Source organism: candidate division WOR-3 bacterium (genome assembly GCA_039801725.1).
GTDB lineage: Bacteria > Hydrothermota > Tepidihabitantia > Tepidihabitantales > DTDR01 > DTDR01.
This window is the reverse complement of record JBDRVE010000013.1, coordinates 24,899-40,561: the sequence shown is the minus strand read 5'-3', so window position 1 is coordinate 40,561 and position 15,663 is coordinate 24,899. Positions and strand designations below refer to the sequence as shown.

The 15,663-nt window shown below is 29.4% G+C and carries 16 protein-coding genes; 2 read left to right on the top strand and 14 right to left on the bottom strand.

Annotation, left to right across the window (positions count from 1 at the left end):
- The first annotated feature begins 248 nt into the window (after positions 1 to 248).
- The gene (locus ABIK75_04145; GenBank protein ID MEO0090277.1) at positions 249 to 395 is read left to right on the top strand and encodes a hypothetical protein; all 147 of its coding nucleotides are present in this window, start codon (positions 249 to 251) and stop codon (positions 393 to 395) included.
- Here ABIK75_04145 and ABIK75_04140 read toward each other — a convergent pair whose 3' ends face one another.
- From ABIK75_04140 to ABIK75_04080, 13 genes are all read right to left on the bottom strand, one after another.
- Positions 396 to 1,412, bottom strand: coding sequence for a hypothetical protein (locus ABIK75_04140; protein ID MEO0090276.1), 1,017 nt, complete (start codon positions 1,410 to 1,412; stop codon positions 396 to 398).
- A 332-nt stretch (positions 1,413 to 1,744) separates the two neighbouring features.
- The gene (locus ABIK75_04135) at positions 1,745 to 2,245 is read right to left on the bottom strand and encodes a Spy/CpxP family protein refolding chaperone (protein ID MEO0090275.1); all 501 of its coding nucleotides are present in this window, start codon (positions 2,243 to 2,245) and stop codon (positions 1,745 to 1,747) included.
- A 1-nt stretch (position 2,246) separates the two neighbouring features.
- The gene (locus tag ABIK75_04130) at positions 2,247 to 2,783 is read right to left on the bottom strand and encodes a zf-HC2 domain-containing protein (GenBank protein MEO0090274.1); all 537 of its coding nucleotides are present in this window, start codon (positions 2,781 to 2,783) and stop codon (positions 2,247 to 2,249) included.
- Positions 2,780 to 3,283: a sigma-70 family RNA polymerase sigma factor gene (locus tag ABIK75_04125; protein MEO0090273.1), complete on the bottom strand. Its 504-nt coding sequence runs from the start codon at positions 3,281 to 3,283 to the stop codon at positions 2,780 to 2,782. Before ABIK75_04125 ends, ABIK75_04130 begins: the two co-directional genes overlap by 4 nt.
- A gap of 17 nt (positions 3,284 to 3,300) precedes the next feature.
- Positions 3,301 to 4,611: an MATE family efflux transporter gene (locus ABIK75_04120; GenBank protein MEO0090272.1), complete on the bottom strand. Its 1,311-nt coding sequence runs from the start codon at positions 4,609 to 4,611 to the stop codon at positions 3,301 to 3,303.
- A gap of 23 nt (positions 4,612 to 4,634) precedes the next feature.
- Entirely contained in the window at positions 4,635 to 5,750 is a 1,116-nt protein-coding gene (gene larC / locus ABIK75_04115) for a nickel pincer cofactor biosynthesis protein LarC (protein MEO0090271.1), read from the bottom strand.
- Positions 5,747 to 6,484 carry a nickel pincer cofactor biosynthesis protein LarB gene (gene larB / locus ABIK75_04110; protein MEO0090270.1) on the bottom strand — a complete coding sequence of 246 codons (738 nt, stop codon included), beginning with the start codon at positions 6,482 to 6,484 and terminating at the stop codon, positions 5,747 to 5,749. Before larB ends, larC begins: the two co-directional genes overlap by 4 nt.
- Positions 6,463 to 7,269 (bottom strand): ATP-dependent sacrificial sulfur transferase LarE, encoded by an 807-nt coding sequence (gene larE, locus ABIK75_04105; GenBank protein ID MEO0090269.1) that lies wholly within the window; start codon positions 7,267 to 7,269, stop codon positions 6,463 to 6,465. Before larE ends, larB begins: the two co-directional genes overlap by 22 nt.
- Positions 7,223 to 8,341 carry an alanine--glyoxylate aminotransferase family protein gene (locus ABIK75_04100; protein MEO0090268.1) on the bottom strand — a complete coding sequence of 373 codons (1,119 nt, stop codon included), beginning with the start codon at positions 8,339 to 8,341 and terminating at the stop codon, positions 7,223 to 7,225. Before ABIK75_04100 ends, larE begins: the two co-directional genes overlap by 47 nt.
- 2 nt (positions 8,342 to 8,343) lie before the next feature.
- Complete coding sequence (gene thiC, locus ABIK75_04095; GenBank protein ID MEO0090267.1) at positions 8,344 to 9,609, bottom strand: phosphomethylpyrimidine synthase ThiC; 1,266 nt, start codon at positions 9,607 to 9,609, stop codon at positions 8,344 to 8,346.
- Entirely contained in the window at positions 9,581 to 10,213 is a 633-nt protein-coding gene (ricT, locus tag ABIK75_04090; protein MEO0090266.1) for a regulatory iron-sulfur-containing complex subunit RicT, read from the bottom strand. The genes thiC and ricT overlap by 29 nt, the downstream gene beginning before the upstream one ends.
- Positions 10,210 to 11,442: a GWxTD domain-containing protein gene (locus ABIK75_04085; GenBank protein ID MEO0090265.1), complete on the bottom strand. Its 1,233-nt coding sequence runs from the start codon at positions 11,440 to 11,442 to the stop codon at positions 10,210 to 10,212. Before ABIK75_04085 ends, ricT begins: the two co-directional genes overlap by 4 nt.
- The gene (locus ABIK75_04080; protein ID MEO0090264.1) at positions 11,439 to 12,488 is read right to left on the bottom strand and encodes a GWxTD domain-containing protein; all 1,050 of its coding nucleotides are present in this window, start codon (positions 12,486 to 12,488) and stop codon (positions 11,439 to 11,441) included. The genes ABIK75_04085 and ABIK75_04080 overlap by 4 nt, the downstream gene beginning before the upstream one ends.
- A gap of 207 nt (positions 12,489 to 12,695) precedes the next feature.
- Between ABIK75_04080 and ABIK75_04075 the strand changes: the two genes are divergently transcribed.
- On the top strand, positions 12,696 to 14,549 hold the full coding sequence (locus tag ABIK75_04075) for an ATP-binding protein (protein MEO0090263.1): 1,854 nt from the start codon (positions 12,696 to 12,698) through the stop codon (positions 14,547 to 14,549).
- Here ABIK75_04075 and ABIK75_04070 read toward each other — a convergent pair.
- Positions 14,546 to 15,649: a glycosyltransferase gene (locus ABIK75_04070; GenBank protein ID MEO0090262.1), complete on the bottom strand. Its 1,104-nt coding sequence runs from the start codon at positions 15,647 to 15,649 to the stop codon at positions 14,546 to 14,548. The two genes, ABIK75_04075 and ABIK75_04070, sit on opposite strands and share 4 nt — an antisense overlap.
- Positions 15,650 to 15,663 lie beyond the last annotated feature (14 nt).

Genomic DNA, 15,663 nt, shown 5'->3' with positions numbered 1-15,663 from the left:
TAATCCACACCGAAGATATGCGAGCAAAATTAATAATTGAAGAGGGAAATAGAAGATTGGAAGAAATAATGAAAAAGAACGCAAGAGATAATGAATGAAGAAAATTTAAGATTGGAAAGGATAATTGAATAAATGGATAAAAGGCATACCGAAATATTAAAGTATCTGGCAGAACTGGTCGCCCACAAATAAAATGAAGAGATTATCTCCAATAGAAATTATTTTTATAATAAATTATTTTTATAATATTGATAGTAATATTGATATTATCGGGTATCTATTTATTTATTTATCTTGAAAGAAGCACCAACCGTTTAATCAAAAAATTAGATGAGGACGCAAAAAGAATAATGGAAAAATGGAAAAGCAAAGATAATGAGAAAGAAGATACTTAATTATTTTATTATCACCTTCTTTCTTATCTTCTTCTCTTCTTTAATAAAGTAAATTCCCTTTCTTAAAGAGATAGAGTTATTTATTCTTTTTCCCAAAATATTATAAATCTTTAAACTAACCTCTTTCTCCTTTTCTTTAATACCAACCGCGCGAGTTATTGTAATATTTAATCTTATTGTATCATTTATCTTTCTTGTATCACTTCTCAAAACAGTATATATTTTTGCGAGATAGTTTCCAGTTGGCAGGTTTACTCGCCAGAATATTCTTGTTCTTATTCGGCTATTTGGTGGCAGAGTCAAATAAGTAGTTTCCACTGGTATCTCATTTAGTTTAAAAACTATCGGAACCTCTCTTTCAAAAAACCCACCCCATTCTTTTGTCCAGATATCAATCGGATAGATAGAATCAAGATAGCAGGTATCAGGTAATCCAGCGATTGAATCTAATGAAACATCGTGATATTCAACAATCGCGCACATCTGCATATCACTTGCTGGTGAGAATAAAGAATAACCAACCCCTTGTTGATGACGCCAATGAATACCCGAAGGAGCATTTAAACTTGAATCCCTTAACCAATTAAGACCATAAGTTGTATCATAACCATTTAAGATAAAAAGATAGAAACTACCATCCCAAATAGTGCAATTTGGCGGCACTGGATGATAGACAAAAGATAAGGTATAACTTGTTGCTAAGGTATCAAAGAAAAATAAGGTAGTCTGCGGTGCGCCACCACTACCATCATCATCCACAATCCTAATATGCATCGCCGGATGATAAAGTCTAAATACTCGATGATAAACACCATTAATAATCGCCGGATAATAATTGGGAGTTAATTTGACACCATAACCAAAATATTTACCACTGCCAGTATAACCACCACCATAAGGTTCAATATTACACCATTTTAAAGTATCTAAACCCGGATAACTATTGGGATAAAGAATATCATAATAAGCAAAAGAAAAAGAAATAAATATAATAGAAAATAAAGTTATCTTTTTCATAAAACCTCCTTGATTATTTTCATTTATCTATTTTATAAGATATTTAAATAAAAATCAATAAGTTTAAAGGTAAAAATCTTTCTTAATTAATGTTTGAATATTTGTAAAAAATACCTAAAAAGATTGATCCTAAGGCAGTCTCCAAGGCTATATAGTAGATAGCCCCCTATCCACATTACCAAAATTATTTAAGTAATTTAATATCAATAACTTATAAGAAATTTTTATAAAATAAAAAGTTTCCATACAGGAAACTGGAAAATTAATTTAAGTAATTGAAAATCAAAGGCTTATAAATTTGGTGCTTTTATTGTTTTAATATTGACATATTTTTAAAAGCCTCTTTTCCAGCCTTTCAGTTTACGAAGCATTTTCTTTATCTTGCCTTCAAAACCAATGTGAAAAAGTAGATATTTTGCTTGTTGTTCGGGTGTTAAAATCGCAAATATTTCGTCTTGGATTTTTTCGCATTCGTTTTGGTGTTTTTTATCGTTATTTCTTATTAGTTCAACCTGTTTTTTTATCTCGTCTCCTTTTGCCTTCTTTGCCAGAAGTTCGGAAAGTTTTTCAATCTCTTTATCTCTTTCTTCTTTTCTCTTCTCTTTCAATTCTCTTATTCTCTTTAACTTGGGAAAGATTTTGCTTGCTTGTTCTTCGGTAAGATTAAGTTCTTCGGTTAATCGCCACATCCTTAAATTTTCTAATGTTTCAAGTGGCTTGGGGTCTTCGGGTGGTGGGTTATGCTTTTCACAAGGACAGGGTTGAGAATAAGAGAGAGCAAAAACTAATAAAGGAAGAATTAAAAAAATTTTCTTGATACTTTTTTCTTTCATTTTAACCTCCCTTTTTATTTAGATTTTTTATTAAATATTCCAGTTCTTCATTTTCTAAATTAAATATTAAATCGTAATATTCTTTCTCTTCTACTAATCTCTCTTCTAATAAAATTAAATCTTCTTCTTTTATCTCTTTGCTTAAATCTTTTAGAATCGCTTCTTTTTCCTCAGAAGAAAGATTGTAAATTATTGTTTCATAATTTTCTTCTAATACGTATTCTTCTATTTCGGTTCTTTTTTCTTTTAAAATAAGAAGGAAAAGGAAAAATATTAAGATAAAGAAGGTGGCAAAAGTAGGTACCAAAATAATAAGTCTTTTTCTTCTCTTTTTTATTCTTTCCTGTAATTTTTCATAAAAGAAAGAAAAATCAGGAGGAGATTCTTTTTGGGTAAGTTCCTCTTTTATTAAGAGAAACTCTTTTTGATATTGCTGACAAATCGGACAACTTATTAAATGTTCTTTAATTATTCTCTTCTCTTCCTCTGGCAACAAGTCTGATAGGTAATTGAAAATTTTTTCACGGTCGCATTTCATATTTTCCCTTCTAAAAATCTTGCTAATTTTTTATGGGCATTAAAAAGGGATGATTTGATTGTCCCTTCTTTTAATTTCAACACTTCGCAAATCTCTTTGATTTTTAAGCCGTCATTATGGTAAAGTAAGAAAACGGTCTTTTCTAAAGGTGCCAGCTTATCCAAATATTTTTCAATCAGTTCTTTTAATCTTTTATTCTCATATTCTTTTTCAATATCAATTGGTGAAGGAATTTTTTCCCATTCTATCTCTTCTTCTTTCTCTTTGCTTTTCTCTTTTCTTAAAAGATATAAACAATGATTAACAGCAATTCGATATAACCAAGTAAAAATTGTTGAACGGCCTTGAAACTTATTAAGATTTTTATAGGCTTTGATAAAAATCTCTTGGGTAGCATCAAAGGCTTTCTCGTTATCTTTTAAGATTTTTTTTGATAGATTATAAATCCTTTGGTAATACATCTTTACTATCTCATTAAACTCTTCTTCTCTTTTCTTCATTTAATTAGACAATCTTTTTAGTTAAATTGTTTATTTAATTTTTTTCTCTTATAAAATAGAAAAAGTAAATATGCCCGAATTGTCCAATCAATCACTGTACCATACCAGACACCTAAAATGCCCAATTTTAAAGAGATTGCTAAAAAATAGATTAAACCAATCCTAATCAAGAAAGTAGAGAGTAAGGCGACAATCATCGGACTGAAAGTATCACCTATTCCTCTTAAACCACCAGCATAAACAAAGTATAATGCCAATTGGGGTTGCTCAAAGGCACCAATTCTTACTAAATTAATAGCAAATCTTCTTACTGACTCTTCGGGATTAAAAATTGCTACTAAATTTTGCGGAAAAAAGAAAAATAAAAGACCGATTGCGGACATAATTAATAAAGAATAAAAAGAGGTTTTTTTGATAGCAAAATCAACCAAATCCTTTCTTTTGGCACCAAAGGCTTGGCCAGCCAAAGTAGTTGCCACAACACCAAAGGCACTGCCAGGCATAAAGGAAAGGGATTCTATTCTTACGGCAATCTGATGGGATGCCAAAGAGATTGTTCCTAAACTGGCAACAATTCTTATAAAGATGAGAAAACCAAGATTTAATAAAAGTTGCTCATTTGCCGCCGGCAAACTTATTTTGATAAACTCTTTAAAATAAGATAGATTTAATATTTTCTTTGCTTTTTCTTTGATTTTAATTCTTATTACAATTAATGATAAAATTGCTGATACTAAACCACCAATTCCCGTTCCTAAACCAGCACCTTTAATTCCTAAAGAGGGGAAAAAGAGAATACCAAATATTAAAAAATAGTTAAGGATGATTGTTAATATTTGGAAGGTTAAAGAGATTAACATTGGTGTTTTTGTATCACCATATCCTCTTAAAATTCCATTATTGATTAAGAATATCATTCTAAAGAGAAGGAAAAGGATAATAAAATTAAGGTATTCACTTCCCTTTATTGCCACTTCTTTTTCGGCTCCCATTAAAATCATTAAATTTCTTCTTAAAGGATATAAAATAAAGGTAATTAAAAGACCAAAAAGAAAGGCAAAGAAGATTACAAAATTTAGAAGTTCCTTTGCCTTCTGGAAATCTTTGGCACCGACTGCTTGGGCAATTAAAGAAGTGGCACCAATTTGAAAACCCAAAAAGATATTAATAATGGCAAAGATAATTGTATTGGCAAGACCGGCTGCTGCCAAATCAGTTGTTCCTAAATGGCTTAACATCACCATATTAAAGAAAAGGACTATTGTTTGAAAGATATTTTCTAAGATTACCGGATAAACTAAACTGAAGATTGTCTTTCTTGAATTCACTGCTAACTGGTTGACTAAATCCATTATTTAAGATAGGATGAAAGTTCTTTATAGATTTGAATTAATGGTATCTTTCTTTTCTGGGCAATCCTTTTTATATCTTCGTATTCCCAATTTTTAATTATTTTACCTTCAATTTCTGCTTCCTTTATTCTTATCTTTCCATATTTTGTTTTTATCTCTTTAATCTCCCTTTTTAAGATATCCCGAAAAACTGGATAATATCTAATTCCTAAGGTTTCGGTTTCGGAAAAGATTATTTTCATAATCTTATCTTTGTCTTTCTCTTCTATTAAACAAGAAAGTTTATAAGCAGGTCGCATCTTTTTCATAAAGATTGGTGTAATAAAAACATCTAAGGCACCATTTTTAAATAATAAATCAAATAAGTTTTCAAAGATAAAGGGTGGTAAATGGTCTAAATTTGTCTCTAATAAGATAATCCTATCTTGTTTTTCTATTAACTCACCATAAATAACCCTTAAAATATTAGGTATCTCTAAATCAAAATAACCAGCACCATAACCAATTTTATAAATTTTCATCAAAGGTAAAGGAATAAAATCATCGCACAGATTTTTGATAATTGCGGCACCTGTGGGTGTGGTCAGTTCGTAATCATAATTAAGTTCGTAAACCGGTATTCCTTTTAAAATCTCTAAGGTAGCAAATGCCTTTTTCTTTCCTAATACTACGGAACCGGCATAAATCTTTTTTGGTTTTAATATATTGATTAATATACTTGTGCCACAGATATCCAATAAAGTATCATAATCCCCAAGTTCGTGAAAATGGGCATATCTTTTTTCTTCACCATGGATTTTGCTCTCGGCTTTAATTAAGGAATCCAGAATTTTTAAAGAGAGTTCTTTTACTTCTTCTTTCAATTTTGAATTTTCAATTACCTTTATAAAATCTCTTGGTTGAAATCTCTCTTTATTTTGTTTAAGTAATCTTATTTGATAAGCAGAAACCTCTCTTTTTTTTATTTTTTTAATTTCAAATTTTATTGGTAATCCTAAAAGGCTAAATTCTTTCTTGAAATAATTTATTTCTTCTTCTTTTAAAAGATTTAGAAGAGAAGAAAGAACCATATCGCCACTTATTCCGGTAAGAATATCAAAATAGAGAATTTTCATAAATTATTAATTAAATGGGCTAAATAACCGGCACCAAAACCATTATTGATATTTACTACACATACCCCTGGCGCACAGGTATTTAACATTGTTAATAAAGGTGCTAAACCAAAAAAATTGGCACCATAACCAACCGAAGTGGGGACCGCAATCACCGGTTTATCGGTAAGCCCACCAACAATGCTTGCCAAAGCACCTTCCATACCAGCAACAACAATTATTACTCTTGCTTTCCTTAAACGGTTATAGTAATTAAGGAGACGATGGATACCCGCCACACCAACATCATAAATTGTCACGACTTTATTTCCTAAAATTTCACAAGTTACCTTTGCCTCTTCGGCAACGGGAATATCAGAAGTGCCAGCGGTAATAATCAAAATTTCACCCTTTTTTTTCTTTCTTTTTTTAGATAATAAGGCAAATATCCTTGCGTTTTCATAATAAATACCTTCTTTAAATTCTTTCTTTAAAACCTCTGCCTTCCCTTTTTCTAAACGGGTAATTATGCAATCTTCTTTAATTCTTTGATATTCTTGAATAATCTTTTTCAATTCTTCTATTGGTTTATTCTCGCCAAAAACTATTTCACCAACACCCTTTCTTAAATTCCGATGGGTGTCAATCTTAAAAGTTTTTCTATCAATAAAAGGCAAATTTTTTAATATTTCAAGGGCTTTTTTAACCGAAATTTTTTTATCCCTAACTTCTTTTAAAAGTTTCTCATAATCCATTGGAGTCCCATTGGTCGATAACCGCTCAAATCTAAAAAAATTTCTCTGAAACCGATTCTTTTTAAATCATCAACAATCTTTTTACGATTTCTGATTATTTTAAAATAATCTTTTTCATCTTTTAATTCAATCTTTGCCTTATCATCAATCATTCTTAAACGAAAATCTTTTAATCCTATCTTCCTTAAAACATCCTCTCCCCTCTCTATTTGTGATAGTTTCTCTTCATTAATTATTTGATAATAGGTAATGCGTGATGCAAGACAAGGCGAACTGGGAGTATCATAATTAGGAATCTTTAACCTCTTTGCCATTTTTCTTATCTCCTCTTTTTTTATCTTTAATTTCCAAAAGGGACTTTCAATATTTAACTCCTTTAAGGCTTTAAGACCAGGACGAAAATCTTTTAAATCGGAATAGTTAGTCCCCTCAATGATTTTACTAACTTCAAAAAATTTTTTTAATAAGAGAAGTTTTTTATAAGCCTCCTTTTTACAATAATAGCATCTTTCGGGTGAATTTTGGACAAATCTTTTTTCTTCTAACTCTTCAGTAAAAACAAAAATTCCCTCAACACCTAAATTATTTAAAAAAATGATTGCTCTTTTTAGATGGATTAAAGGATATGTCGGCGAAACAAAAATTACCGGAAAAACATTATTTTTTTTTAATATCTTTATTGCTAAAAATAATAAAAGCGAAGAATCTACACCTCCAGAAAAAGCAACAATTGCTTTTCTATAACTTTTTAATAGTGCCTTCAACCTTGAAAATTTTCTTTTCATATTTCTTTATTTCTCTAATAAGCACTTGGGCGGCTTTTCTCAAAATTTTGCTATCAATAAATCCCATATGGGAAAAACGGATAATTTTACCTTTCCATTCTCCTTGACCATTAGAAAAAAGAATCCCTTTTTTCTCTTTGATTTCTCTAATTATTTGGGTACTATCTATACCTTCTTTCATTTTGATGATAGTTAAAGCATTGCTGGGTGATTGAGAGAAAAGTTCCAAATTATTTTTTAATAAAATCTTCCTCACGAGATTAGCATTAAACTCGTGCCTTTGCCAATATTTTTTTATTCCCAATTTATTTATCTTCCTTAAACAACTATCAAAAACATAAAGGGTATTAATAGCAGGTGTGAAAGGGGTTTCTTTTTTATTTAAAAATTTTTCATAACTTATCAAATCAAAGTAATAACGGGAGGTATTTGACTTTTTAATAATCTCCCAGGCTCTTTCGTTAACAGAAAGAAAAGAAATTCCTGGAATTCCGCCTAAAGCCTTTTGACTGGCACCACAAAGAATATCGCAATAAAATTCATCAAAATAAAACTCATCGGCACCAATACCACAAATCCCATCCACAATCAAAATCCGATTATTCTCCCGAGCAATACGACCAAAATTTTTTATATCTTGCTTTACACCGGTAGAGGTATCCGTTAAAGTAGTGAAGATATATTTTATCGTATCATCCAATTTTACTTTTCTTTCGACCTCTTCAGGGGGCACCGGTTTTCCCGGTTCGCTTCGTAACATTTCAACATAATAACCAAAGGAACGAAGAATCTCACGCCACCTCTCACCAAACCGACCACAAGAAACCACCAAGGCTTTCCCCATTTTTGGTGTGAGATTACTAACGGCAGCCTCCATTGCTCCTGTTCCGGAAGCAGTAAAAATGAATATCTTTTCTTTGGTGAATAATATTTTTTGTAATTGGGAAATTATTGAAGAAAGTAAATTATGAAATTTCTCTTCTCGGTGATAAATTAAATCTTCGCTTGCTTTTTTTAATAAATTCTGAGGAACATAAACAGGACCAACCGTTAAAAGGAGATATTTCTTCATTTTCACTCCTTTTTAAATATTTCTCTTGATTTCTTTAAAGCACAAAATTCTCCACACATGGTACAAAAATCTTTTTTTACACCATAACGTTCATAAATCTCTTTTGCTTTTTCAGGATTGATGGCTAAATTAACCATCTTTTCAAAATCTAATCTTGCTCGAGCAAGTGAAAGTTCTTTATCCCATTCTATTGCCTTTTTTATTCCTTTGGCAACATCAGCAATATGGGCAGCCAATTTCGTAACAATAACTCCTTCTCTCACATCTTCGATCGTGGGCAAACCTAAATGTTCCGAAGGAGTTACATAACAAAGAAAATCGGCACCATAATAGGCAGCTAAGGCACCGCCAATACCAGCAACAAAATGGTCGTAAGGAAGTCCAATATCGCTCACCAAAGGACCGAGAACATAAAAAGGAGCATTGTTACAAATAATTTTTTCTAAAAGGATATTTAGGTAAATATGGTTGAGGGGGATATGACCAGGACCTTCAATCATTACCTTTACCCCCTTTTCTCTCGCCCGTTCCTGTAATTCGCCCAAAACTAACAACTCAAAGATCTGTGGTTCATCGGTAGCATCCAAAATTGAACCCGGTCTTAAACCATCACCCAAAGATAAACATACATCGTACTCCTTTGCCATCGCCAAAATCTCATCAAAATATTCATATAAAGGATTCTCTTTATTATTATATTTCATCCATTCAATTACTAATGAACCACCTCGCGAAACAACGCCACAAATTCTCTTTTTTTTATGTAAAACCTTTAAGATTTTTTTGTTTATTCCACAATGGATAGTAGCAAAATCAATACCGTCAACAAAATGTTTTTCAATAACCTTTAAAAAATCCTTTTCTTTTAGTTCAACAAAAGATTTATTCATTTTTTTGGCTTCGTAAGGCAGTTGATAAATAGGCACACTACCTATTGGGATTCGGGTATTAGCAATAAGCGTTTTCCTAATTTCATCTAAATCACCTCCGGTAGAAAGATCCATAATAGTATCCGCTCCGGCTTCTTCAGCAACCTTTAATTTTTTTAATTCCATTTGAATATCACAAATTTCTGGAGAAGTACCAATATTAGCATTAACTTTTGTCGTTAATCCTTTTCCCACTGCACAGCCAATAATTTCGTGTTTCTTGTTTTTTAAGATTACTACTTCGCCCTTTTTTATCTTTTCTATTAATTTTTTAAAACTTACTCCTTCTCGTTGGGCAATTATTTTTAAATTATTGTTTTTCGTATCTTTCCCTTTCATATTCTAAACAACATAAAAGTCGGCCACAAAAACCTGTAATCTTTTCTCTCTTTTCTTCCAAACCTTGAATTCTTACAGTTCTTAACTCCACATGTAACGGTTCTTTTAAAAAGGTAGCACAACATAATTTCCGGCCGCAGGGACCGTAACCACCTATTTTCGCCATTGCTTCCCGCGGTGGAAGCAAAATAAAAAAAGTTTTTTTACCAATTATTTTCCCAAACTCTTTCTGAAAACTGGTAAGGTCCATCTTTTTATTACTAATAGCATAACAAATTAATCTTTTTTCATCAAAAGAATAATGAACAGCAAGGGGAGTGAGATTAATAATTCCTTTTTCAAAAATAAAATTAACAAATCTTTTATAATATTCCTTTTCTTTCTCTTTTACTTGAAAGTATTTTAAAATATCTTTATGGTCAGCCTTCTTTAAAATTACTCCCTTAACCTCCTCTTCATCTTCCGAAAAATTTTTCACTTTTCCAAGTTCTTCTCCAAATTTTAATTTTATCAAAACGAAATCCCCTTCCTTAATCTCCATTTCGCTAACAGGATTACACAAAACATCATAAAATCGATGAACTTCTACTAAAATTTTGCTCACCTCTTTATTCCCAGTTTCTCCATTATTTCATAGTTTAAATATTTTTCATAATTGGGATAAATACTCTCTTTGGGATCGTTAGTATAAAGTAAAAGATAATTACCATCACCGTGAATATCCATAAAAAGATAGAAATAGTTGGTTTGGGAATAATACCAATATTCGTAAGGACGAATATCTATTCCGAAAATCTCTATCTCCTTCTTTTCTGGCTCCCCATATTTTAAATACACTCTTCCTCGGTCAGTTTCTACTCCCTTTTTTTTCATATAAGAATAATGAAGGTTTACGTAATCAATTCTTGCTCTTAGAGTATCTAAATTAAAAACTCGAAAATAATTATCTAAATATTTCTTTTTTCCCAATAGACTCATCTTTCTGTATTTCTCTTTCTCTTTTTTATTTCTTTCTAAAAGGTAAAAAAGTGATTCTTTGATAATAAAAAGAGAATCTCTTAAAAGAAGGGCTGTTTCTTTTTCGCTGATAAGATAAAAATCTTTTTTTTCTTCTTCAATCTTTTCTTTCCCATCGGTTAAAAAGAGAGACAAGGTTTTTCTTCCGCTACTTAAACTTTTTAAAGGGATACCAATCGCCTTTGCTAAATTTTTGTTATCCTTTACGATTTTCATTAAGGAAAAATCCTTTTCCAATCTGCCTTCTTCATCAAAAATTTGGTAACCAATGAAAATCGTATCTTTCACCAAGTTATAAAGTTCAAAATAGAGATAGGCAATTGAATCTTTATCTAAGTTATAAATTCTTTCCGGATTAGGGGTGTAATAATAACCATTCCGATAAAAATTACCATTTTTTTCTTCTTTTCCACAACTGATAAGATAAAGAAGTGAAGAGATACCTGTTTTGTTTTGAAAATCTTTTATTTTTAAAGAATCTTGATACTTGTTTCCTAAAAATTCAATCTGATAAAAATAATTTCCGAATGGCAAATAAAGACCAAATCCGTCAATATATATCTTGTTTAAATTTTGGAAATAGGAATAATTGGGTAAAAAAATCTTTTTCTCCAGTTTCTCTTTTTTTGTTATTTTTCCTCTTATTGAAAAATTTATTGAGTAAGAAAAAAAGGCGGTATCATTGACAATTTTTTCCGGTGAAAGAGAAAAAAGAGGCAAAGAGTAATAGAATTCAACAAAAGAAAAAGTATCTTCAGCCCAAAAAATACTGTAATCTAAAGCAAAAAAATTAAAGAAGAATAATAAGGCAATCATTTTTCACTCACTAGAATATACTCACCAAATCCCCTTAAATCAACAAAGATAAATTCTTTATTATAACGATAATAATACCATTTGATATATGGTTTTTTATCAATTTCATAAGGAAAGTTCTCTACATAATCTGGCTCGCCATATTGAAAATAGATTCGTGCTCGATCAGAGAAAGCTCCTTTGTCGCCACGTCCGAAATTTTTTTCACAATATTCAATTTTTAAAAAATATTCCTCTTCGGAAATATTTTTATTTTTCCAAAACTCTCGCCATTTTATTTCCCGTTCTTCTCTTTTTACCTTTTTTAATTCCTCCATTTCTTTGGGAGTGGCAACATAAATTAAATAAGAAACCTTTTTAAAATAATCTTTATCGGAAAGATAAAAGGGTAAATCTAAATAAAAGGAGAAATTTTTTTCCACCTTTTTATTAAAAAATTCAATTTGGTAATTACCACTTTGAGAAAAAAGCGTTAAGTCAGAGAAAAAAATTTTTAAGAAATTATCGGATATTTTATCTTTTTTAATAATTCGACCTTCAGGATTAACAATTTCATAATAAATCTCTTCTGTTATTCGGTAAGGAAAAATTTTGAAAATTAAAGAATCGCTTACGGATAAACGAACATTCTTTATGTGGTTACAATGAATAAAAAGATTAGGTTTAGTAAAATCAATCACCAATTTATCTCGATACTCTCTTTCAGAATTCAAATCTTTTATTAAAATTTTTAATTCTTTACTTAAATCTTTGGTAAAAATTACTAAATTTATCTCACCGGTTTTTATTTTATTACTAACTGTTTCTTCATAATTATTTAAAATAACAGTATCAATTTTTTCGAAAATTATATCGCCAAATATTAATTGAATTAGAAATCGGGAAAAATAGGTTCTTCCTTTTTCATAAAAGAAAATTAGATTACTATAAGGAATTTTATACCCAAAATTTAAATAAAAGGTATCATTATTATAAAAATAGTAATAATCGTAACTCACATCCCACAAGGATTGAGAAAAAATAAGCAAAGAAAGAAAAATTGTCATTATTATTAATTATAAACAATTTTCTTTTAAAGTCAAAATTAAATGCGACAAATTTTTCTTGTCACATTAATAGATTATCATTAAATCTTATTATTAAATATAAAAACAAATGATAAGTCATTGAAATTATATTATTTAAGAAATATTTTTAAAATTAATTTTGGCAAGCTTTTTGCAAATCTTTAAAAAGAGAAAGAGGAGGAGTTTTTGGACACAAAGATCTTCTTCAATTTATCTTTACAAAATTTTTTCAAAGTCTTGGATAATTTTTCCGAGGCAGTATATATAGTAGATCCGGAGAGTTATCAAATTCTTTATATGAATAAAAAATTAAGGGAGTTATTAGGTAAAGAAAAAGAAGAAAATATTTGTTATAAATTATTTCAAGGTCTTTCTTCTCCTTGTCCTTTCTGTTCTAATAAGTATCTTTATAAAAATCCTAATGAACCTTACATCTGGATACATAGAAATTTGAGAAATAATCGCTATTATAAATGTATTGACCAATTTTTTAAATTGGAAAACGGAAAATATCTCCGGATAGAGTTTGCCATTGATATAACGAAAGAAATTGAGAAAAACAAAATAATAAAAGAATATTACAAGAGATATTATGATATTTTCGAAAATGTACCAGTACCACTTTATATAACTACTACTGACGGCAGGTTTATAAGGGTGAATAAGGCAATGAGTATTCTCTTTGGTTATACAAAAGAAGAGTTTAAAAAGATTAATGCTGTGGAATTATATTATAATCCAAAAGACCGGGAAGAGTTCAAAAAGAATATTGAAAAAAAAGGATATGTAGAAGATTACGAAGTGAAACTGAAAAACAAAGAGGGAAAGGTTTTAAATTGTTTATTATTCGCCACTGTGAGAAAAAATCTTCAAGGCGAAATTATTGGCTATCAAGGAGGAATCAAAAATATCACTTTGGAAAAAGAGTACCGGGAACTTCTTAAAAAAGCAATCAAAAGGAAAGATGAAAGAATAAAAAAATTAATTGAAGAAAAAAGATTGAAAGATGATAAATTCGCTAACTTTTTTATTTACCAAACTAATTTTGTTCATGATTTTAATAATATTTTAGGAAATCTTTTAAATAACTATTATCTTATTAAAGATTATTTAGAAAAGAATAACCTCCCAAAGATTTATGAACTTTTGGAAGAGGGAGAAAAATTTGTTATAAAAAGTAAGGCACTTATTACTTCTTTATTAAAAATAAGGGATGAGCCTATTAAAAAAACTATCTCCTTAAAATCACTTATTGAAAAAGCAATAAACTCTTTTGAGAAAAAAGAAGAACTTATCGTTGATATAAGTATACCAAAGGATTTAACAATTTATGGTTACGAAAAGCAATTAGAAATTCTTTTTACAAATTTGTTAAAAAATTCATGGGAAGCGAAAAAAGAAGAAAAGATAAAAATTGAAATCACTAGTGAACGGGTGAAAGAAAAAGATCAAGAATATGTAAAAATTTCTTTTACCGATAATGGTAAAGGAATCAAAAAAGAAGAATTAAACAAAATTTTCCAATCCTTTCATTCGACAAAAGGACAAATGGGCATTGGTTTAAAAATCGTTTCCGAAATAATCAAGAACCATAATGGAAAAATTGAAGTCGAAAGTGAAGAGAATAAATATACTCGTTTCCAGATTTATCTGCCAATTTTAAAAGAAAAATCTTCTTCCTTTAAGAAAAAAATTATTTTGGTTGGCACGAATAATAAATTAATAGAAATTGTGAAAGAAATTCTCAATCTTTTTTATTACGAGGTTTATTGGGCTGAAAACTGGGAAAAGGCAATAGAAATTTATCATCAACTTAAAGAGAAGAAAGAATCTCTTGTTGGTTTTTTCTATGATTCTAAACCAGAGAATTTAGAAGAAGACATAAAAGAATTGCAAAAAATATTTAATCTTGCACCAAGTATAAAAATATTTTATTCTTCTTTTATAACGGAACTCCCTCAATCAATTAATCATAACATAATTCTATTAAAAAAACCTTACACAACTGAAGAACTAATAAAAACCATCTCTTCCTTTTAACTTTTCAAAAAATCAACAATGAATTTAGCAATTCTTTCTCGACCATTAATATTTTTAAATTTTCTTAAATTTTCTTTAATTTTTTCTCCTAAATCGGTTGAAAGAATTTTATCCAAACAAAAAAGCAACTCTTTAATATTTGGCAAATAAAATCCTAATTTATTTTTAATTACAAATTGAAGATTGCCTAATTCTTGACCATAAAGATAATGGTAAATTATTATTGGCACTTGAGAAGCAATCGCCTCGGCCAGAGAGATAGCTCCCGCTTTCAAAATTGCTACATCACTAACCGCAAAAAGTTCCGCAATTTTCTCTACATAAGAGAAAATTTTTATTCTTTTTGGATCCACAAAATTTTCTTTTAAATAGTTGAAAAGTTCTAAATTTCGACCACAAACACAAATTAAATAATAGTCTTTTTTAGAATAAATTTCCTTAACAATCTTATTAATTTTTCCCCACCCTTCACTGCCTCCTAAAATTAGAATTACTTTTTTATTCTTCTCAATTTGGTATTTTTCTTTCAATTTCTCTTTATTATAACTAATATCAAATTCTTTTCTTAAAGGAATACCAAAATAATCAGGTAGATTATCTACTTGAGAAGAATTTTTAAAATAAGGCGAGGTAAAAGGATAAATTATCAAATCGGCATCCTTTTGAAACCAACTGGTATGATATTTTAAAAATTCAATACCAACAATAATAAATTTAATATTTTTATAAAATTTTTTAGCACAGAGAAAGGGGAAATGATTTAAAAGAGGATGAACGGAAATGATTGCTTCAATATCTGGATATTTCTCAAAAAAATCTTTTAAATAAGTGGGAGTAAAAAATTCAACGAGTTTATTAAGATAATTATACCACCATTTGGGATAAGTAAAATACCATAAAAAGCCCCAAAAAAAGGGGAAATTTTTTGTTATTTTTGAGTAGTTCTTGGGAAAATTAGCAAAGGGTTTTTTGGTCGCCTCTAAAAAGAAATCAGGAAGATAGGATTCAATATTATATTTTTCTTTCAATTCTTCTGCTAAGGCTTTTGCTACTGTGATGTGACCTCCGCCAGTTTGGGAAGTGAAAAATAAAATTTTCATTAAATATTAATAAC